Below are 17,171 nucleotides of genomic sequence, written 5' to 3' on the forward strand. Positions count from 1 at the left end.
ACCGGGCGATCCCGCCGGCCGGGTACGTGACGTTTGCTCACCCTCCACGTTGCCGCGACGGCCGCAACAATCCTTTCGCTCTTGGGGCCCGCTGATTTAGCGTGCGCCGCGAATGGTCGCCCTCGCCGCACTCACGACCCTCGCGTACCTCGCCGCGCTCGCGACCGCCCGCGTCGCGCCGAAAGACGGGGCGCCGGCGCAGAGCCCCGCGGAGCTCGCCGTCGCCGCGAGCCTCCTGCTCAACGCGATCCTCGGCGGCGCGATCTACGCGCTCGGCATCACGAACGTGCTCTACCGGCCCGTGCTCGGCACGACGGTCGCGGTGGTGTCCCTCGGGCTCCTCGCGCTCGCGAAGCGCCGCGGCCTCTCCCCGAAGGACCTCGCGCGGGCGCTCCGCGACGTGACGATCCTGCCGTTCCGCGCGGCGTGGGAGACGGCCAAGTCCACGAGCCTCATGGGGCTCGGCTTCCTCTTCGCGACGGGCTTCCTCGTGGTCACGGCGATCGCGGTCTACTACGCCCCCAATTGGCGCGACTGGGACTGCCTCTGGTACCACGAGTCGATGGTGGGCTTCACCATCCAGAACCACGGGTTCCGGGTGGTCGAGCTGCCGACCTACCTCCAAAAGATCAACGGTTACCAGCGTTTCGGCGAGATGACGCAGCTCTGGTTCGGCATCTGGGCGGGCCGCCCGCTCGTCGAGGCGCCGAACCTCGTCTTCGTGCCGCTGCTCATGGGCTCGGTGTACCTGCTCGCGAAGCGCTACTCGGGCGATCGTGTGGTGTCCATCGCGTGGGCCGTCGCGTTCCTGCTCGTGCCCGGCAACGCGCGCCTCCTCCAGAGCACCATGGTGGATCCGCACGCCGCGGCGCTCTTCGTCACGGCCACCTTCTACGCCTCGGAGAAGGACCTCCGCCCGCGCGAGGCGTGGCTCGCGATCGTCGCCCTCACGATGGCGGTCGGCACGAAGACCTTCTTGCTCATCCCGGGCTTCGTGCTCGCGGTGCTCGTGCTCGTGAGGCTCATCCGCCACCGGAAAGAGCTCGGGGCCCGCACGACGGGCGCGATCGTCGGCGGCGGCAGCGCGCTCCTCGTGGGGATGGTGGCGTTCACCCACCTCAGGAACTACCTGAACTTCAAGAACCCGGTCTGGCCCGACCTCTCGGTGGACGTCCCGAAGCTCGGCATCCACTGGGTGGGCACGAACGTGCTCTTCGACGACAACCTCCCCACGACCCAGCGCGTGAACGCGAACGTCGCCCCCGGCGACCTCTACGACAAGATCGTCGCGATGCCCTGGACGAACACGTGGGGCGACCACTCGTGGCAGATCGCGGACTACGGGCCCGGCGTGAGCTGGCTCGTGTGGCCCGTGGGCACGCTCGTCGCGCTCGTCCTCCCGCTCGTCGTGCTCCGCGATCTCGTGTGGAAACGCCTACGAAAGAAGCCGATCGACGAGGATCGGGCCTCCCGCGCGAGGCTCGCGTCGATGCTGGCCTTGCCCACCCTCGTGGCCTTCATGGCGTCCCCTGCGCTCTACATCGGGCGTTACCACACGGCGATGGTCGGGCTCCTCTTCGGCCTCGTCGCGTGGGTCGCGTCGCACGAGCGCACGAAGCGCTTCGCCGAGGGCGTGCCGCTCATGCTCCAGGTGACGGCGATCATGATGACGCTCTGGACGCCGGCCGCGCGCCGGTATTGGCTCATGTGGGACCAGGTCAAGTCGATCGTGGTGACGCCGTACCCCGAGCGCGAGCTCGCGCAGCGCTTCGGCGCGGGCGTCCACGAGCCCACCGGCTGGGCCCGAGAGCGCGAGGTCCACGCGGGCACGCGGGTCGGCTTCGACGGCATGCACTTCGTGTCGCTCCTGTGGAACAACCGCTACTCGAACGAGGTGTACTGGCTCGGCAACGAGGCCGACCCGCTCCGCAAGGCCGACGAGCTCGGGATCCGCTGGATTTACGCGGGCGGCGGCACGGCGCTGCACGGCCAGGTCACCTCGAGCCCGGCCTGGGTGGCGGTCGGCCCCCTCGAGGCGGAGCGGTTCGGGACGGTCTACCGCCGCAAATAGGCCGCTCGCGCCCGGCCGTTTCCTTTCCAAAGGCCGGAGAGCCGTTCTATCGTCCGCGGCGAGGCCCCGGCCCGAGCCGGCGGCGCACGTAGCTTAAGGTCCCTCGTGAAATCGACCCCTCCCCCCGAAAAGAAGCTCGAGCTCTCGGTCGTCATCCCCTGCCTCAACGAGGAGAAGACGATCACCTTCTGCATCGAGAAGGCGCTCCGCGCGATGAAGGAGCACGGCATCGAGGGCGAGGTGCTCGTGAGCGACAACGGCAGCACCGACAAGAGCATCGAGGTGTCCGAGGCCGCCGGCGCGCGCGTCGTGAAATGCCCCGACAAGGGCTACGGGGCCGCGCTGAAGTACGGCTTCGAGAACGCCTGGGGCGACTACCTCCTCATGGGAGACGCCGACGACTCGTACGACTTCTCCGAGCTCCCGCGCTTCGTCGACAAGGTGCGCGAGGGCCACGTCTACGTGATGGGCACGCGCCTCCGCGGCAAGATCATGCCCGGCGCGATGCCGTTTTTGAACCGGCACCTCGGCACGCCGGTGCTCACGCGCATCTTGAACTGGCTCTTCGACACGAGCATCACCGACTGCAACTCCGGCATGCGCTGCATGAAGCGCGAGATGGTGCTCGGCCTCGGGCTCATCTCCCCGGGCATGGAGTTCGCGTCGGAGCTGATCGTGAAGGCCGCCAAGGCCGACGTGCCCATCGTGGAGGTGCCCATCACCCTCCACAAGGACAAGCGCGACCGCGCGCCTCACCTTCGCCCCTGGCGCGACGGGTGGCGGCACCTCCGCCTCCTCCTCTGGTACGCGCCCAACAAAACCATGATGCAGCCGGGGCTCGTGCTCTTGCTGCTCGGGCTCGTGCTCGTCGTAAGCCAGCTCTTCGGGCCCTTCAGCGTGGGCGGCCTCTACTTCGACATCCACTACATGATCCTCGGCCTCACGATGAGCATCCTTGGCTTGTCGGCGGCCTCGATGGGCGGCGCGATCCACGCGGTGATGCCCGAGCCGAAGCGCCCCTCGGCCCTCGCCGACTGGCTCACGTTCGACAAGGGCGTGGTCGTGGGCGCGCTCCTCTTCGTCGGCGGGCTCGCGTGCGACGGGTACGTGCTCGGCACGTGGCTCTCGACGCACCGGGGCGAGGTGACCCCGACCCTCACGCGGCTCACGCTCTTCGGCGTGCTGCTCATGGCGATGGGGTTCCAGTTCATCTTGGCCGGTCTGCTCGTGGGCACGGCGCAGACCGCGTCGGCCGCCCACATGGCGCGCTCGGGCCGCGGAGATGGCTGACCCGCGGCACGCGATCGTCGACCTCCTGTGGCCCCTCGGGGCGTGCATCTTCTTCTCCGCGACCGCGGCGACCACCCGCCTCGAGCTCGAGTCCCGCGCCGAGCGCATCGTCGCGACGGCCCTCCTCTCGAACGCGTTCGCCGTCGTGCCCATCTACCTCTTGGGTCTCGCCGGCGCTCTCACGCGGGCGACCCTCGGCGGGGTGATCGTCGGCTCCACGGTCGCGATCGCCGCGGCGACGTACAAGCGCGACAAGGCGATCGTGGCCACGATGAAGGAGCTGGCGCTCGCCCCGTTCGAGGTCTTCCGCGAGGCCCTCCGCGCGAACGCCCCCGTCGCGTTCGTCGCCCTCGGGGCGACCGGGTACATTCTCTTCGCGGTCTACGCGAGCTACCTCGCGCCCACGTGGCGCAGCTACGACGCCCTCTGGTACCACGAGCCGATCGTCGGATTTGCCATACAAAACAAGGGGTTCGCGTGGGTCGACGTCCCCCCCGAGCTCGACGTCGTCAACGCCAACCCGCGCGCGTCGGAGATGCTCCAGCTCTTCTTCGCGATCGTGGGCGGGCGGCGCGTGATCGAGACCGCGTCGGTCGTGACGATGGCAGCGGTCGGGGTCGCGCACCACGCCCTCTTCGGGCGCCTGACGTCCCGCGTGGACGTGCGGCTCGGCTTCTCGGCGGCGCTCCTCCTCGTCCCGGCGTTCTTCATCCAAATCGGGACGACGTACATCGACGCGCACGTGTGGGGGCTGCTCGTCGTGGGGCTCTTCTTCGCGACCGCGCGAGCCGTCTCCCGCGGCTACCTCGCGCTCACGGCGCTCGCGGTGGGTCTCGCCTTCGGCGCGAAGGCCACGGCGTACCTCCCGGGCGGCGTCGTGCTCCTCGTCGCCATGGGGCGCCACGTCGAACCGCGGCGGCTCTTCGCCTCCGGGGCGCGCGCGATCCTCGTCGGCTCGCTCGCGCTCCCCCTCGCGATCCACACCTTCGTGCGGAACGCCGTCCACTTCAAGAACCCGGTCTTCCCCGTGCCCGTGGCGCTGCCGTCCCTCGGCATCGCGTGGCAGGGGCTAGGCGCGCCGTTCGAGGACGCGGAGGTGATCGAGCCTTTCCTCTCCGTCTGGAAGAACGCCGCGGGCCAGCCAGGGGGCGACGGGAAGTACAGCTACCCGTTCTACGTCTTGCCGCACACGGCGCGCGAGGCGGCCGCGTCGTTCAACTATGGGTACGCCGTCGCGTACGTGCTTGTGCCGTTCGGGGCCGTCGCGCTCCTCTTCATGACCGCGCGCGTCCTCGCGAGCCCCGCTGTCGGGCTCCCGCGGAGGCACGCGACCCGCGTCGTGATGGCGACCACGCTCGCCCTCGCCGGGATCGTCCACTACACGACGCTGAAATACCTGCATCTTGCACGCTATCACGGCGTGCTGCTCACCATGCTCGTCGTCGCGATCGTCGCGGCCTCGGAGGTGCTGCGGCGCCCGGCGTGGGCAGGAGCGCTCGCCGCGGCGGCGTGCGGGCTCGGGGTCGTCTCGCTCGCCATCCAGGATCCTCGGGTCTACCTCGTCCCGGGGGATGTCGCGGAGATGCGTGAGGTGCCCTACCCCGAGCGCGAGGCGACCCCGCGCTTCGGCGCTCCGACGACGCTCGACGGCGGGCGGCTCCGCGCCGGGTTCGCGCCGGGCTCGGTCATCGCCTACTCGGAGAACCTCCAAGCCATCGCCCCGCTCTGGAACGACGACTACTCGAACCGCGTGGTCTACGTGCACGGCGACAAACGGCTCTCGGGCGAGCTCGACGCGGTAGGTGCGCGTTACTACGTCTGCACGGGCTACTGCACCGCCCACCCCGAGCTCTTTCACAGCTTCGCCCCGAGGGGCCCGATGTTCACGTTCAGCACCAGCGCCATCTTGTACGAGCGCCGGGCACCGTGAGGGCTTCGCACGGGCGCGTGACGAAGGTACGATCGAGCTCCGATGGCGGGTGAGGACGACGACGAGCGGGCGAGCCCCGAGGAGGCCAAAGACGCCGTGACGGGCGATGGTCCCGAGCGCGTCGCGTCCTCGGCTTCGTCCGCTCCGGAGGGCTCCGCCAAGAGCCCCGAGGCCGGCACGCCGAGCACGGCGAAGAAACGAGGCGACGTCGGGTCCTTCGCGCTCGCGCTCGCCGTGTGTGCCCTGTGCCTCGCGCTCGGCGAGAGGCGGTACCGCAAATCTCCCCTCCCCGAGGCCATCGCCAAGACCGACACCTACACCACCAAGATCGCCGACTACACGAGGCGCGGGGGCGCCGACGTGGTCATCGTGGGGAGCTCGCGCATCTACCACGGCGCCAACGCGCCGCTCCTCTCCGAGCTCGCCTCGAACGCGCTCGGCAAACCGACCACCGTGTACAACCTGGGCGTGCCCGCGGGGGATTTGCCCGGGTACGTGCTCTCCGTCGACGACGTGCTCCGCAGCGGCCTCAAGAAGCCGCGCCTCTTCGTGTTCGGCATGAGCCCCATCGAGTGGACGTGCTGCCCCGCGACGAGCGTGCCCTCGTCGCCCAAGTGGATCGCGGCTGTGCGCCCGCGCCACGCGTGGACGCTGTTCGCGTCGGCGAGCGATCCCGAAGAGGCCTTCACCGATCTCACGCTCGGCCTCTTTCAGTCGTTCGGGGCGCGCACGCACGTGCTCGCGTCGGTGCTACGCGACACGCCGCCGCAGGGCGTGGCGAACCCCGGAGACCTCGGCTGGGCCAGCTTCGGGTGGGCGGTCTCCCCCTCGGTGCAGGCCTCCCGCGCCGAGGGCCGCGCGAACGCGTACCGCCCCAACTTCTACCCTCCGAAGCACTTCGACCGCGCGGGCTCCGACAGGTACTTCCGCGCCGCGCTCGCCCGGCTCGAAGGCGCGGGGGTGAGCGTCGCCATCGTAGGCACGCCTCAAGCGCGCCAGCTCGACATCAACAACGACGCCGCGAGCTACTACGGCGAGTACGTGGCGTATCTCACGGCGCAAGCCGAGGCGCACGGCACTACGTTTGTAAACTACAACGACTTCCCGGGCCTCACCAACGCCGACTTCGGCGACGGGGATCACCTGCTCGTGGGCGGCAGCATCAAGTTCTCGCGCCTGCTCTCCGAGGAGGTGATCGTGCCGCACCTCTCGGGAAAAAAGCCCCAAGCACGTCGCTGACGCCTCCTTTGCGAGGCGTTCGTCACGCGAACCGCGAGCGTGCGGCCTCTCCCAAGATGCCCTCGTAGGCGGTGAGGAACGCGTCGAGACCCCACGCGCCCTTCGCCGAGCCGCGCACCTCGTCACGCGAGAGATCGGCCGCGAGCGCCTCACGCACCACGTCGGCGAGGTTCTCTCCCTCGGACACGAAGCGCACCCCCGCGAGGCCGTCTAGCCCGTCGCGGAAGGCCGGATCGTCCGACACGACGACAGGCGTGCCCGAGAGCAGCGACTCTTGCACGCCGAGCGGGAGCCCCTCACCACGCGACGGGAGCACGTAGGCGTCGGCCATGGCGTAGATCTCGGGCATGCGCTCGGGCGAGACCGCGCCGAGGCGCACGGTGCTCGGGAGCCCTTCGAAGAGGTGCGCGAGCGGACCGTCACCGGCGACCACGAGCGTGACCCCCTCGGCGGCGAGCGCGCGCTGCACCTCGGCCACCTTGGCGACGCCCTTCTTCGCCACGAGGCGCCCCGAGAAGAGCATCACCTTCGCGGCGGGATCGATGCCCGCGCGCGCACGGAGCGCCGCCCGATCCGCCTCGGTGCGCACCACGAAGCGGGTGTCGTCGATGCCGTTCCGCACGAGCGAAAATGGCTTCTTCACACCAAGCGTACGGAAGTACTCCGGCACGTGAGGCGCGCACGCGACGAGCGCCGTGGCCGCCGCGAGCACCGAGCGACCGAGGGTGCGGTACGCGAGCTCTTGGACGAGATCGAGCGCCTTGCCGAACGGCACGTACCCGACGTGCTGCGTGAGGACGAGCGGGGTCCCCGTGGCCTTGCAGGCCGCGGCCGCGAGCGCAGACCCCATGTAGAGGCAGTCGTGGGCGTGCACGACGTCAGCGCGACGCACCTCGGAGAGCATCGTGGCCGGCGCGCTCGGCGACCAGATCGGGTACGGCACGCCGAGCTTCTCCTCGAGCACGTTGAGCGCCCGAACCCGCACGATTTCTCCATTCTTTCCGGGCACTTCGGGCACGGCCGACGACACCCACCGCACCTCGTGCCCGCGCGCGCGGAGCCCCTCGGCGAGAGACTCGGCCACGCGCTCGATGCCCCCGAGGTGGGGAGGCATGTAGTGGGTCACGACGAGTATGCGCACGAGCTCACCTCGGAGCGGTCAGAAGTTGAAGTAGATGAAGAGCGGCGAGCTCGTCGCGTAGAAGAAGCAGACGTAGGCGATGGCCGCCCACACGAGGCCACGGGCGGGCGCCGGCATCTTGCGGTGGAGCGTGAGCCCGAGCTTCGGCACGCCGAGCACGTGCATGACCACGAGCACGAGGAGGAGCTTCACCACGAGCTGCACGTCGACCGGGAGCGCGGCATACGCGGGCCAGGGCCCCCTCGCGCGCGCCATCGCCACGAGCACGGCCTTGGCCTTCTCGAACGTCTCGGCGCGGAAGAACACCCAGCCCACCATGACCTGCACGAACGTCACGACCGTGGCGACCACGCGGTACGGCGGGCTCTTGCGGAGGCGCTTCGCCCACGGGATCGGGTCGGTCGCGTCGGCGTAGAGCTTGTGCACCGCGAGCAGCGCGCCGTGGTACGCCCCCCACGCGACGAACGTCCACCGCGCGCCGTGCCAGAGCCCGCCGATGAGCATCGTGAGGAAGAGGTTCCGGTACGTGAGGAGCTTGCCGTGCCGGTTTCCGCCGAGCGAGATGTAGAGGTAGTCGCGCAGCCAGCGCGAGAGCGTCATGTGCCACTTTCGCCAGAACTCGGCGATGTTCGACGCGGCGTAGGGGGTAGTCGAAGTTGTCGGGGAGCTCGTAGCCGAGCATGAGCGAGCAGCCCCGCGCGATGTCCGTGTACCCCGAGAAATCGCAGAAGATCTGGCCCGTGTACGCGAGCACGCCGAGCCACACGTAGGGCCCTGTCGCCTTTCCCGGGTCGGTGAAGATCGTGTTGGCGAAGGCGCCGAGGTTGTCGGCGATCACGATCTTCTTCATGAGCCCGAAGAGCGCGACGAACATGCCCTCCGAGGCCTTCTCGGAGTCGAACGAGTGGTCCTTCCCGAGCTCGGGGAGGAGCTCGTCGGCGCGCACGATGGGCCCGGCGACGAGGTGCGGGAAGTACGCGATGTAGAGGAAGAACTCGGGGAGGCTCTTGGCCTCGGGCCCGCCTCGGTAAAGGTCGATGACGTACGAGAGCATCTCGAAGGTGAAGAACGAGATGCCGAGCGGCAGCGCGAGCTCGAGCTTCACCTTGGAGCCCGCCGTGGCGAGCAAGAAGTCCGTGTACTTGAAGAACACGAGCGGCACGAGGAGCAGCACCACGGTGCCGGCGAGCACGCGCTTCTTCTTCTTCGGGTCGCGCTCACCGCGGATGCGGGCGGCGGCGAGGTACGTGAAGAGCGTCATCCCCCCGATGAGGAGGCCGTACTTGAGCCCCCACGAGAGGTAGAACGCGTAGCTCGCGGCGAGCAGCAGCGGGGCCACGAGCTTGCGCGGCAAGACCCACCGCAGCACCAGCACCGCGGCGAAGAAGTACAGGAACAGAAAGCTGTTGAAGAGCATCCGCCCAGCGGCATCCTACTGCGCGCGCCGAGCGAGAAACGCATGGAAAAACGAAAGGGCGCCCCGAAAAGGCGCCCCTCGGCGATTCGAGCTGCGGTCGAGAGGACGGCTTACTTCTTGTTCTCGTCCTTCGACTTGTGGGTGTTGTCGTACTCGATGCCCTTCTTCACGTTCTCGATGGCATCGTTCACGTTCTGGATGGCCTTGACGCGATAGCCGCCCTTGTCGCTCGTGGCGTTCTGGAGGCTGCCCTTCGCGGCTTGGAGCTGCGCGAGCGCGGCCTGCATCTTGGGCTGCTCGTCGGCCTGGGCGGTCTTCGTGGTCTCGTAGCCGATCCCCGCTGCCACGACCCCGGTGAGCACGAACGTCGACACCTTCCAAAAGTTCATCGGAGAGCTCCTTCTCTGAGAGATGGCCGTCCCGAGCCGCACCAGGATGGTGCCGACGCGCCGATCCGAGGATCGGGGCCATCGACGTGGCGACCGGGCAAACCCTTCGCTATCGAACACGACTTGACGGAGGAGCATCGCACGGCATTCACGCGATCGTTCACCCTCCTCGAGCGCGGGGCGCGACTTTTCGACTTTTCGACGCGACATCTTGCACCTACGACCCCATTGAAGGCTGCGTAAGGTTCGTCGAAGCGCCTCACGAGCGGCGCTCGAGAGGGGTCATCGGAGTTGCCAGTCGCCGCCGTGTCGCCGCTTCGAGCGCCACGACCGACAAGATCCTCGCGGGCGGCGTCGCGCTTCGCACACCGGGCCGTCCGAAGGGGACGGAAGCCCGAGAAAACCTGGTATTTCGGCTCGACCACCCGAGGCACGTCCGTTGCTACCATCGAGCACATGCGCTCCTCGCGGCCCTTCTTCTTCGCCCTCCTCCTCGCCTCGGCCTGCACCACCGAGGCCGCCGCACCGGGCAGCTCCACGCCCGTGCTCACCATCCCTCCCACGGTGAGCGTGGACCAGGGGCGCGCCGCGCGCGTTCCGCTCGGGCTCGAAGGGGCCACGGCGAGCGACGTCGTCGTCACGCCGAGCGAGGGCCTCACGGCCAAGGTCGAGGGCGCCGAGCTCGTGGTGGCCGCGTCGTACGAGGCCGGTGAGAAGGGCACGGTCATCGTCGAGGCCAAAGGCGCACGTGCCGAGCTCGGCGTGAGCGTGCGCGCGATCGCGTGGAAGACGCGTTTTCAGTGGAAGAAGGACGAAGGGCCCATCGCGCGCGAGCACGCGACCTTCTTCGAGGACGACGAGCGTCGGGTCGCGTACATGCTCCACGGGTTCGGCTACGAGCCGTACGGGCAGCCCCTCGGTGACGCGTTCGTCTTCGACATGGCGAAGGGCACGTGGGCCACGTGGACGCCCACGGGCGACGTGCCCGAGCCCGCCGGTGCGCGCAGGGTCGCGCGCGCCCCCGGGTCGAAGGTGCACTACCTCTACGGCGGCGCAAAGAAGGACGACAAGGACGAGGGCGGCCTCTACCGCGTCGATCTCGGAAACCCTTCGAAGACGTTCACCAAGCTCACGTTCGCAGGCACGGCGCCCGCGGGCCGCTCCCTCCACGCGTTCGCATTCGACGAGAAATCGTCGCGCTTCGTCGTGTTCGGCGGGGTGAGCTACGAGGCCTCGTCGATGTTCCTGGGCGACACGTGGGTCGGCAAGCTCGAGGGCGACACGGTCACGTGGTCCGAGCTCAAGCCCTCCGTGGCGCCGACCGCGCGGTACGGCTCGTTCACGGCGTTCGACCCGAAATCGCGGCGCCTCGTCGTGTGGAGCGGCGCGCAGAAGCCGAAGGGCGGAGACTCCGTGAACGCGGCCCAAGACGCGTGGGCGCTCGACATGACGAAGGACGTCCCCGAGTGGTCCGCGCTCGATCTCGGCGCGAGCCCCCCTTCGGGCCGACGGAACGGGTGCGGCGTGTTCGAGCCCGAGAGCCAGCGCCTCTTCGTCTACGGCGGAACCAAAGACGCCAAGGTCTCCGAGACCGGGCTCTTCGCGCTCGATCTCTCGGGCGCGTCGCCCACGTTCACGCGGATCGAGCGCGAGGGCGCCCCTCCGCTCCGGTCGTCGGGGTTCGGGTACGTCGACCCGAAGACGCACGACGTCACGTGTGGGTTCGGCAACGACAAGTCCCTCTTTACGGACGTGAACGTGCTCGGGTATCCCGAGAAGTAGCCGCTCTCGGGCGCGCTTTCATCGCACCGGCGAGCCGCTCGGCGTCCCGCGCGAAGGCCTCGGCGAGCGTGTCGAGCACGGCCCGCACACGCGGTGTGCCCTTCACGTCCTTGTGGACGGTGAGCCAGATGGGCTCGCTCGGCTCGTCGGGCATGGGCACGTGCTGGAGGTCGGGCTCTCGATCGCCGAGATAGCGCGGGAGGACCGCGACGCCCGAGCCGCTGCGCGCGGCCTCGAGGAGCGCGATGGTGAAGTCGCACACGAGCACGGCGCGCGCGCCGCCCGAGAGCTTCGCGACCCACGAGCCATCGACCACCTTGGGGCCCGAAGGGCACGTCAGGATCGCGTGCTCACGGAGCTCCCCGGGCCGCGTGAGCGGGCGCTTCGCGAGGTATCCACGCGAGGCGTAGAGGCCATACGCGACGTGCCCCACCCTGCGCACGACGAGGTCCTCGTGAGGCGTGCGAAAGAACCGCACGGCGACGTCGGCCTCGCGGCGCGAGAGGTCGAGCACGGTGCCGGTGGTGACGAGCTCCAGGGCGAGCTTGGGGTAGCGCGCGCCGAGCCCCGCGAGCAGAGGGGCCAGGTACGTCGCGCCGAACGTCTCGGGCGAGGTGACCCGCACGGCCCCCTCGACGACGCTCTTGCTCGCGTCGGCGCCGCGCTGGAGGGCGAGCACGGCATCCTCGACGCGGAGCAGATCGAAGAGCACACGCTCCCCCTCGAGGGTCGGCACGTAGCCCTGCGACGTCCGCGCGAAGATCGTCACGCCGAGCGAGGCCTCGGCGGACTCGACGCGGCGGCCGACGGTCGTGTGGTCGACGTCGAGCGCCTTCGCCGTGCGCGCGAGCGAACCGTGCCGCGAGAGCGCGAGCACGTACCGGAGATCGTCCCAGCTCGTCATGATGTGGATTTTCGCACAGCCGCCGTGGATGGGTGAGCCTTCCTGCGAGAGGGGCCTCGTGCGAGGGTTCTACCCATGATTCGTCGCTCGTTCGCCACCGTCGCCGTGATCGTCATGGGAGCTCTTGCCGCGTGTGGCGGCAAGGTCGAGGATTTCCGCACAGCCGAAGAGAGCCCCGCTCCTCCCCCCCCGGGCGACGCCGCCCCCGCGACGACCGACGCAGCAGCGATCCCCGCGATCCCCGGCGGCGACGGCGGCGCATGCCGCTTCGTCCCATCGACCTTGCACCTCACGCCGAACCCACTGAACGAACAGGCATGCCAATCGCCCCTCGAGTGCGAGGTCCTCATGGGGCACGGCGCGGCGTTCGTGCGCTGCATGGGCGGAGTCGGCTCGGAAGCCCCCGTCTTCACCGACTCGTGCGACGAGACGACCTGCACCTGTCACGACGACAGGGTCGGGTTCGCCGTCCATTTCGACATCGCGTGGGCGTACGGCCAGCGCCGCTCGCGGACATGCAGTTACTCCGTCGAGGTCGTGCCCACCTCTCCATGACGGCACACCCTTGTTTCCATTCCCACGTACACCGACGTCATTTCGTTCCCCGCGAGGTCCCATGCGACGCACGATTCGGCCCATTTTGGCCCTCCTCTTTCTCTCGGGCACGCTCACCTTCGCGTGCGGCGGCGCCGTCGAGGACTCTGGCCCCGGCGCCGAAAACGCGAGCCCCGCACGAGACGGTGGCGCTTGCAGCATGGTGGCCTCGGGGCTCCGGCTCGTCCCGAGCGCGTCGAACGGTCCCGCCTGCGGCGAAGCCGTGGCGTGCGACGTCTCGACGGGGCATGGCGCGTACTGGACGCGGTGCGCGGCCGGGGTCGGCACGAAGAACCCGGTGAGCACCGACGAATGCGACAAGTCCACCTGCCGCTGCACGAACGGAGCCGGGTTCGTGATCGACTTCGCGACATCGACCGCGTACGGCGCGAACGACGCGCGCACGTGCACCTACCGCGTCGAACGCACCCCGTAGCAGCCCGAGCTCGGGGCGAGGGCCTATCCCCGAGGGGAGACGGCACGGCCAGCCTCGTGCTCCTCGGCGAGCTTCGCGAAGAGCAGGTGGTCTTCCCACTCGCCCGCGATGCACACGAGCTTCTTCGCGAGCCCCTCGCGCCGAAATCCGCATTTTTCGGCCACGCGGAGGCTCCGCGTGTTCCTCGGCATGACCGCACACGAGACCCTGTGCAAGGCGAGCCCATGAGGGACGGGCGCGAAGGCGAGGTCGAGGGCGGCGCGGACGGCCAGCGTCGTGAGGCCCCTCCCGGCGAACGCCACGTGCACGGCCCAGCCCACGTTCGCGGACTGCGAGACGCTGCGCACGATGTCGTTCAGGTTCACGAAGGCCACGATGTCCCCCGCGTGCGACAGGGCGAGGCCCTTGAACGAGGACCCGGAACGGTGCTGCCCGAGGAGCCTGTCGAAGCGAACGGCGAGCGTGTCCTCCGGCCCGGGCTTCGGGGACCACGGCGCGTGCAGCGCCGAGCTCGCCTGCATCGCAGAAATCCACGCGTCGCGGTCGCCTTCCCGAACCGCGCGGTAGACGAGCTCCTCCGTTTCGACCCTCATCCGCCGACGGTAACCCTGAAATCTCAGCGCTGCACGAACGAGAGCTTGGCCGAGTTCACGCCGAAGCTCACGACGGGCTCGAACGCGGCGCCCGTCGTGTCCCACACGCCGGCCTCGTAACCCGCGGTCGCCTGGTCTTGCCAACGGAAGTTCTCGTACGTGTTCACCTCGAAGACGCTCGCGAGGTTCTGGGTGACGGCCGTGTCGACCACGAGGTCCACGGGGAACTCGTAGAACGCACGCGCGCCTTCGTTCACGAACGTGACGATGCCCGACGTGGGCGGAATGGGGAGCGGCTGCACGCCCTCGGTGGTCACGGGCTGCGCGCCCACCGTCTCGAAGGTGGTCTTGTAGTACCCCTGGTCGCGCACGGCGCCCTCGGCCGTGGCTCCCTTCGTGAGGACCTGCACCGTGTCGAACGTGCCGTCGAACGCGAGCCCTTGGGTGTGCGCTCGGCCTCGCACCTTCCACGTGACCTTGGTGACGCCGATGCGCGCGCGCGTGTACCTGCCGGCGACGAGCCGCGCGATGGGCACCGTGGCGATCGACGTGTCGGCGCCGTCGGCTACGCTGCACGTGACCCCGTCGGCGCCCGTGTCTTTGGCGTCGAACACCACGAGCGGCGAGACATCGGCGGCGTCGCGGTAGAGCGAGAGGCTCACGATGGAGAGGGTCTGCGCGAGCGGCGTCTGGCCCGACGTCCCCTCGAGGACGGGTACCTTCGCTTGCGTCGCGCGGAGGCGCACCTCGACCGTCGGGCCGTTCGGCTGCGACCCTGCGTCACCCGAGGGAGCGTCGCTCGCCTTGCCCGAGTCGGCCGGATCGAAGCCGCCCACGTCGACCGTGCCCGAGCACGCGACCGAGACCACGCCCACGGCGAACCCCACCGCGAGCCCCGAGACGACGGTGCGCTTCATTGCTCCCAGTATAGCCGGGCCGCGTTCGCGCCGAAGCTCACGACGGGCTCGAAGGTGCCAGGGGTCGTGTCGTAGACGCCGCGGCGGTAGCCGGGTGAGTCTTGATCGACCCAGCGGAAGTTCTCGTGGGTGTTCACCTCGAAGATGGCGTGGAGGTCCCCCGTGACGCCGGTGTCGATCGTCATGTCGATCGGAAAGGCGTAGACGAGGCCATTTTTGCCCTCTTCGAGCGCGATACCACCTTGCCCGGTGGTGGTCGGGAGGGGCGCGTCGGCCCCCTCGACGCTCTGCTTGGGGATCGAGGGCGCGACGAACGTGTAGCGGTAGTAGCCCTTGTCCCGCTTCTGCCCGTCGAGCGTGGTCCCGTTCGTGAGCACCTGCACGTTCTCGAACGTGCCCGGGATGGCGAAGCCCGAGGCGTGCATGGTCGACGCCACGTGGAAGCGCAGGTACGCCACCTCGACGCGCGCGTAGGTGTAGCGGCCCGCGCGCAGGCTCTTGATGGGCAGCTTGGCGAGCACCGTGTCGTCGCCTTCGGAGAGGCCCCCTTCGACCGGGGCGCTCCCGTGATCGAACACGGTGTACCCGTTCGGATCGTCCTTCGAGGTGAAGAGCGTGAGGCTCTTCCACGCCATGCGCTGGAGGCTCGGGGTCTGCCCGGACGAGCCCGGGGCGTGCGCGAAGGCGGCCTGCGTCGCGCGGACGTGCACCGAGACCATCGGCCCCGACGCGGTGTCGGGAGCTCCGGGTGTACCGGGCGTCGTCTCGCCTCCGGGCGGGTTGCCCTCGGGGGTCGTCGGCGCGCCTCCGGACGGGTCGGGGATGTCGACCGTCGAGCCGCCACAGGCGACGAGGGAGAGGCCGAGAGACGAGACGACGAGAGCCGAAGCAAGACCGAACGAGCGCATCAGATCCTCCTTGCCGGTCGCCGAGCGACGCGGTTCGGAGAGTGGGTGGTGGCGCCGGGGCGGCATTATGAGGGCCGCGACGAACTTTCTACGACTTCTCCCAACCTATCGATATCACGTCATAAAATGCCCACCGATCACGGCTTCTCGGGCGGGGCGAGCAGCGCGTCGATGCGCGTCTTGTGGGACGAGCCGGGGTACGCCTTGGCGAAGCGCGCCGCGCGGGCCTCGGCCTCGGGGCGACGACCCAAACGCACGAGGGCGTCGATGGCGATGACCTCGCGCTCTTGGGCGAGCAGACCTCGAGGGAAGGTGCGCGCGTGCTCCTCGGCTTTGGCGAGCGCGCGCGCGGGGCTCGACCGGAGCGCGTCTTGCGCCTCACGGAGGAGCGCGGGCTCTTGCGCGGGGTCGGCGTCTTGCGCAGCGCTCGCGGCGGGCGACGAAGAGGACGACGGGCGTGGTCTCGGCGCGCTCGCGGGCGCGCTCACGCTCGGCAAGGGGGAGAGGTCGGCGCTCGGCACAGACGATGCGGGCGTGGAAGGGGCAGCGCTCGGCACGAACGTGACGCCGCTCGGCGCAGGCACGACGGGAGCGCTCGACAGCACCACGGCGGTGCCCACCCCTGCGCCCGCGAGCACGGCCGCCGCGGCGATGGCGGCGAGCGTGCCCTTGGTGAGCGAGAAGAGCCCTGCTTTGGCCCCGGCGGCCGCCGCTCCGGCCTTGATGGCCGAGGCCCCGCCCGGCGGCATGGGGGGAGGCACGGGCGGCACGAGCAGCGGCAAAATACGGGCTTCGAGGGCCTCCGTGCGAGGGGCGTCGGGCACGTCGGCGCGCGCGCCCGCGAGGGCTTTCTTCAAGAAGGCCGAGCCACCGTCGCGCATTCTCACGGGATCGTCGCTCATGACGCGCGACCTCCTTCCTCGAGCTCACGGGCGAGCTCTTCGACACGTTTGCGGGCGGCGTGGAGGCGAGAGTACGCCGTCTGGAGCGGGCACTCGAGCGCCTGGGCGACCTCGTTCATGGGAAGCTCTTCGATCTCGTAGAGGACGAACACGGCGCGTTTGTCGTCGTCGAGCTGCATCAAGATGCGGTCGAGCAGATCGCGCGCCTGCGAGACCGTCGCCCTGTCGAGCGGCGTGCCGTGCTCTACGCCTTCGGGCGGCTCGTCGGTGAGCACCTCGCGGCGGCGAGGCGCGCGTTTGCGGTAGTCCGACGCGGTCCGCACGCAGATGCCGTAGATCCACGTGCGGAGCTGCGAGCGCCCCTCGAACTCGGCGAGCTTGCGCATCACGACCAAGAAGACCTCTTGGCATACGTCGTCGACGTCGCCCTCGGCCACCCCGAGCCGCCGGAGCGCGCGGAAGACGAAGGGCAAGTTCTCGCGGAACACCGTCGCGATGTCGTGAGGTGACCTCCTCGGGTCGGGTGCGACGGGCTGGGGTTGCATGGGCTCGCGGAAGGACCGCCACCCGTTCGTGGAGGCTCCCGGGGCGCATTATCGAGGGTCCGGAGAAAAAGTCCTAAGGCGCTAAAAAGCCCTTGGGTTCCGGCATGTTGGGC

16 protein-coding genes and 1 pseudogene are annotated in these 17,171 nt (G+C 69.5%); 7 read left to right on the forward strand and 10 right to left on the reverse strand.

Annotated elements, in window-relative coordinates:
- The first annotated feature begins 112 nt into the window (after positions 1-112).
- The 4 genes from IPK71_02510 (at position 113) to IPK71_02525 (ending at position 6,530) form a co-directional block, all read left to right on the forward strand.
- The gene (locus tag IPK71_02510) at positions 113-2,071 is read left to right on the forward strand and encodes a hypothetical protein (GenBank protein MBK8212596.1); all 1,959 of its coding nucleotides are present in this window, start codon (positions 113-115) and stop codon (positions 2,069-2,071) included.
- A gap of 105 nt (positions 2,072-2,176) precedes the next feature.
- On the forward strand, positions 2,177-3,361 hold the full coding sequence (locus tag IPK71_02515) for a glycosyltransferase family 2 protein (protein MBK8212597.1): 1,185 nt from the start codon (positions 2,177-2,179) through the stop codon (positions 3,359-3,361).
- Positions 3,354-5,291, forward strand: coding sequence for a hypothetical protein (locus tag IPK71_02520; GenBank protein ID MBK8212598.1), 1,938 nt, complete (start codon positions 3,354-3,356; stop codon positions 5,289-5,291). Before IPK71_02515 ends, IPK71_02520 begins: the two co-directional genes overlap by 8 nt.
- Before the next feature lie 42 nt (positions 5,292-5,333).
- A complete protein-coding gene (locus IPK71_02525) occupies positions 5,334-6,530 on the forward strand; it encodes a hypothetical protein (GenBank protein ID MBK8212599.1) in 1,197 nt (398 codons plus the stop codon).
- Positions 6,531-6,552: 22 nt separating this feature from the next.
- Here the strand turns inward: IPK71_02525 and IPK71_02530 are convergent, their stop codons facing one another.
- The 4 genes and pseudogenes from IPK71_02530 to IPK71_02545 all read right to left on the reverse strand — a co-directional run bounded on the left by IPK71_02530 (position 6,553) and on the right by IPK71_02545 (position 9,477).
- Positions 6,553-7,671, reverse strand: coding sequence for a glycosyltransferase family 4 protein (locus tag IPK71_02530; protein MBK8212600.1), 1,119 nt, complete (start codon positions 7,669-7,671; stop codon positions 6,553-6,555).
- 18 nt (positions 7,672-7,689) lie between these two features.
- Positions 7,690-8,271: a hypothetical protein gene (locus IPK71_02535; GenBank protein ID MBK8212601.1), complete on the reverse strand. Its 582-nt coding sequence runs from the start codon at positions 8,269-8,271 to the stop codon at positions 7,690-7,692.
- Positions 8,272-8,341: 70 nt separating this feature from the next.
- Positions 8,342-9,088: pseudogene (locus tag IPK71_02540) on the reverse strand (MBOAT family protein).
- A 110-nt stretch (positions 9,089-9,198) separates the two neighbouring features.
- The gene (locus IPK71_02545) at positions 9,199-9,477 is read right to left on the reverse strand and encodes a hypothetical protein (GenBank protein MBK8212602.1); all 279 of its coding nucleotides are present in this window, start codon (positions 9,475-9,477) and stop codon (positions 9,199-9,201) included.
- A gap of 456 nt (positions 9,478-9,933) precedes the next feature.
- On the opposite strand from IPK71_02545, the gene IPK71_02550 reads away from it, so the two are divergent.
- Positions 9,934-11,259: a hypothetical protein gene (locus tag IPK71_02550; GenBank protein ID MBK8212603.1), complete on the forward strand. Its 1,326-nt coding sequence runs from the start codon at positions 9,934-9,936 to the stop codon at positions 11,257-11,259.
- On the opposite strand, the gene IPK71_02555 is transcribed toward IPK71_02550, so the two are convergent.
- Positions 11,222-12,163: a LysR family transcriptional regulator gene (locus IPK71_02555; GenBank protein MBK8212604.1), complete on the reverse strand. Its 942-nt coding sequence runs from the start codon at positions 12,161-12,163 to the stop codon at positions 11,222-11,224. The genes IPK71_02550 and IPK71_02555 overlap by 38 nt on opposite strands.
- 75 nt (positions 12,164-12,238) lie before the next feature.
- On the opposite strand from IPK71_02555, the gene IPK71_02560 reads away from it, so the two are divergent.
- Positions 12,239-12,718 (forward strand): hypothetical protein, encoded by a 480-nt coding sequence (locus tag IPK71_02560; GenBank protein MBK8212605.1) that lies wholly within the window; start codon positions 12,239-12,241, stop codon positions 12,716-12,718.
- Positions 12,719-12,779: 61 nt separating this feature from the next.
- Positions 12,780-13,193 carry a hypothetical protein gene (locus tag IPK71_02565; GenBank protein ID MBK8212606.1) on the forward strand — a complete coding sequence of 138 codons (414 nt, stop codon included), beginning with the start codon at positions 12,780-12,782 and terminating at the stop codon, positions 13,191-13,193.
- 23 nt (positions 13,194-13,216) lie between these two features.
- On the opposite strand, the gene IPK71_02570 is transcribed toward IPK71_02565, so the two are convergent.
- From IPK71_02570 to IPK71_02590, 5 genes are all read right to left on the reverse strand, one after another.
- Complete coding sequence (locus tag IPK71_02570) at positions 13,217-13,786, reverse strand: GNAT family N-acetyltransferase (protein ID MBK8212607.1); 570 nt, start codon at positions 13,784-13,786, stop codon at positions 13,217-13,219.
- A 23-nt stretch (positions 13,787-13,809) separates the two neighbouring features.
- Positions 13,810-14,703 (reverse strand): hypothetical protein, encoded by an 894-nt coding sequence (locus IPK71_02575; protein MBK8212608.1) that lies wholly within the window; start codon positions 14,701-14,703, stop codon positions 13,810-13,812.
- Entirely contained in the window at positions 14,700-15,611 is a 912-nt protein-coding gene (locus IPK71_02580) for a hypothetical protein (protein ID MBK8212609.1), read from the reverse strand. Before IPK71_02580 ends, IPK71_02575 begins: the two co-directional genes overlap by 4 nt.
- 137 nt (positions 15,612-15,748) lie before the next feature.
- Positions 15,749-16,513: a hypothetical protein gene (locus IPK71_02585; GenBank protein ID MBK8212610.1), complete on the reverse strand. Its 765-nt coding sequence runs from the start codon at positions 16,511-16,513 to the stop codon at positions 15,749-15,751.
- On the reverse strand, positions 16,510-17,058 hold the full coding sequence (locus IPK71_02590; protein MBK8212611.1) for a sigma-70 family RNA polymerase sigma factor: 549 nt from the start codon (positions 17,056-17,058) through the stop codon (positions 16,510-16,512). The genes IPK71_02585 and IPK71_02590 overlap by 4 nt, the downstream gene beginning before the upstream one ends.
- Between the last annotated feature and the right edge of the window lie 113 nt (positions 17,059-17,171).

Source organism: Myxococcales bacterium, assembly GCA_016712525.1.
GTDB lineage: Bacteria > Myxococcota_A > Polyangia > Polyangiales > Polyangiaceae > JAAFHV01.